General features: G+C 48.0%; 2 protein-coding genes and 1 pseudogene. All 3 read left to right on the top strand.

What is annotated here, in order from left to right; translation table 11 throughout:
- Window positions 1–219: 219 nt before the first annotated feature.
- Window positions 220–513: a hypothetical protein gene (locus QUB20_RS28505; protein WP_333058045.1), complete on the top strand. Its 294-nt coding sequence runs from the start codon at window positions 220–222 to the stop codon at window positions 511–513.
- 91 nt (window positions 514–604) lie between these two features.
- Window positions 605–898 (top strand): hypothetical protein, encoded by a 294-nt coding sequence (locus tag QUB20_RS28500; protein WP_333058044.1) that lies wholly within the window; start codon window positions 605–607, stop codon window positions 896–898.
- A gap of 32 nt (window positions 899–930) precedes the next feature.
- Window positions 931–1150 (top strand): annotated as a pseudogene (locus tag QUB20_RS28495) (hypothetical protein); the annotation flags it as partial.

The following is a 1150-nucleotide window of genomic DNA, read 5'->3' as shown; positions in this document are numbered from 1 at the left end:
GTTGACTGGCAAGAGCGCGAAGGTATGAAGGGCGGACGGGTAATCTCAATGCTCTTCTGTAACCTGCGGAAAATTTAGAGACTCTGCCTGACAATTGACGGCTCAATCTCATCCCCCTTAATTGGGGGATTTTCATGTCTACAAGTTTTGTCTACAAGCTGTTGACAGTGTAGACAGGCATCGGTTATTGTAGACAAATACTGTATACAAGTGTCTACAATGAGTCAAAGTCAAGTCGTATCGTTCAGGGCTTCCGGTCACTTCCTGAACTGGATAGAAGCTCAGAGACTAGAGGGTGAGTCAGTAAGTCAAGCTGCACAACGCATTCTCAAGGAAGTCTCAGGCACGTCTACAGCGGTGGCTACAGAGAGTGACACAAGCCTCGTGTCTACAGTGACCGCCAAAAGTGTAGACCTACTGATATCCGATCGCATTGCCCCACTAATTCAACGAATAACTGTCATTGAAGAACGTCTGGAACAACTCGGTGCTAACCAACTAGACGACTACTAGACAGGTGCTAGCATCTAACTAGACAATCACTAGACAATGACTAGACAAGGTGCTAGTATCTAACTAGACAATCACTAGACAGGTACTAGACATGACAGACAGATGCCAGCTTAACTTGAGATTGGACGGCCGCCGAGACTTGCTCGAAACCATTAAAGATGTCGCAGCCGCAGAGGGTTTGAGCGTCAATGCTTGGGTAGTGCGAACTTTAGAGCAAGCGGCCAACCAAGCAATAGCGGCGCCGCTAACCCAACCTCAAACACAAGTGTCCGAAATTTCGGACATCGAACCAGTGCTAGACAAACTGCTAGACAATAAACTAGACACTCTGCTAGCGGCTAAGTTAGCAGGGATTGAAGAACGCTTGGGAAAATTGAGTGCCTGAGTGACGGCAACGATGAATCACTCAGGCAGGAATTGAAAGCGGCCAACAAGCAACTTGCAGAATGGGATGCAGAACTGAATCAGTTACACGAGCGCAACGGCGATTTAGGGCTGAAGGTTCAGATGTTGGAGCAAGAGCTCAAGGAAGTGAAGCGCGATCGGGAGGGACTTGAGACAGAACTCTCCGACCTGAGACAAAAATCAAAAAATGATGCAGCCAGGAAAAATTTTCCCGATTTCCCAGAGCCGGCCG

Origin of the sequence: Microcoleus sp. B4-C2, from assembly GCF_036705265.1 — a bacterium.
Taxonomy (GTDB): Bacteria; Cyanobacteriota; Cyanobacteriia; order Cyanobacteriales; family Microcoleaceae; genus Microcoleus.
This window is presented reverse-complemented; position numbering and strand designations above follow the sequence as displayed.

Bases quoted from the DNA above. Each gene is read 5' to 3' on its own strand.
- QUB20_RS28500 (WP_333058044.1), top strand. From the start codon at position 605: ATGACAGACAGATGCCAGCTTAACTTGAGATTGGACGGCCGCCGAGAC.
- QUB20_RS28505 (WP_333058045.1), top strand. From the start codon at position 220: ATGAGTCAAAGTCAAGTCGTATCGTTCAGGGCTTCCGGTCACTTCCTG.